1 protein-coding gene is annotated in these 757 nt (G+C 40.3%); it reads right to left on the minus strand.

Annotation, left to right across the window (positions count from 1 at the left end):
- Positions 1-35: 35 nt before the first annotated feature.
- Complete coding sequence (gene tpiA / locus E1176_RS00450) at positions 36-749, minus strand: triose-phosphate isomerase (RefSeq protein ID WP_185152481.1); 714 nt, start codon at positions 747-749, stop codon at positions 36-38.
- Positions 750-757: the final 8 nt, after the last annotated feature.

Genomic DNA, 757 nt, shown 5'->3' on the forward strand with positions numbered 1-757 from the left:
AGATATATTGACACTTAAAAAATCTACTACGCTCATTAAAATGATTTTACGATGTCTGTAAAGTCTCTGGATTTAAGCGAGGCACCACCAATAAGTCCACCATCTACATCGTTGCAGGCAAATAGTTCTTTTGCGTTTGAAGGCTTGCAACTTCCGCCATAGAGTAAAGAGGTGTCTTTGGCGACATCACCATACTTTGCGACCAAAAATGTTCTGATTGCAGCGTGCATCTCCTGTGCCTGGTCAGAGCTGGCAGTTTTTCCTGTGCCTATAGCCCAAATAGGTTCGTAGGCAATTACAATATTTTTAAACGCTTCATTCGGTAGATGAAATAAGCTCTCTTTCAGCTGATTTTGAACGTAATCTATGTAAGTTCCTGCCTCTCGTATTTCAAGTGGTTCGCCACAGCAGAAAATAGGGGTTAAACCATTGGCCAAAGCAGCATCTACTTTTTGAGCTAACTGCTCGTTGGTTTCATTAAAATACTCTCTTCTCTCGCTATGCCCTATAATCACGTATTGCACCCCGGTAGATTTAAGCATTGCAGTCGATATCTCTCCGGTTACACCACCCCCATTATGTTGGCTACAATTTTGCGCTGACAAAAATAATTTACTACTGCCCTTTATAAGATTTTTAACCTGAGAAAGGTGCACAAACGGAGGGGCCAAAATTACTTTTACATCTGATGAAACTTCGTCTTCAACCATATTCACAATTTCAGAAGTAAGCTTTAATCCTTCATCGATTGTGTTAT

It is taken from the genome of Fulvivirga aurantia, from assembly GCF_009711475.1.
Lineage (GTDB): Bacteria > Bacteroidota > Bacteroidia > Cytophagales > Cyclobacteriaceae > Fulvivirga > Fulvivirga aurantia.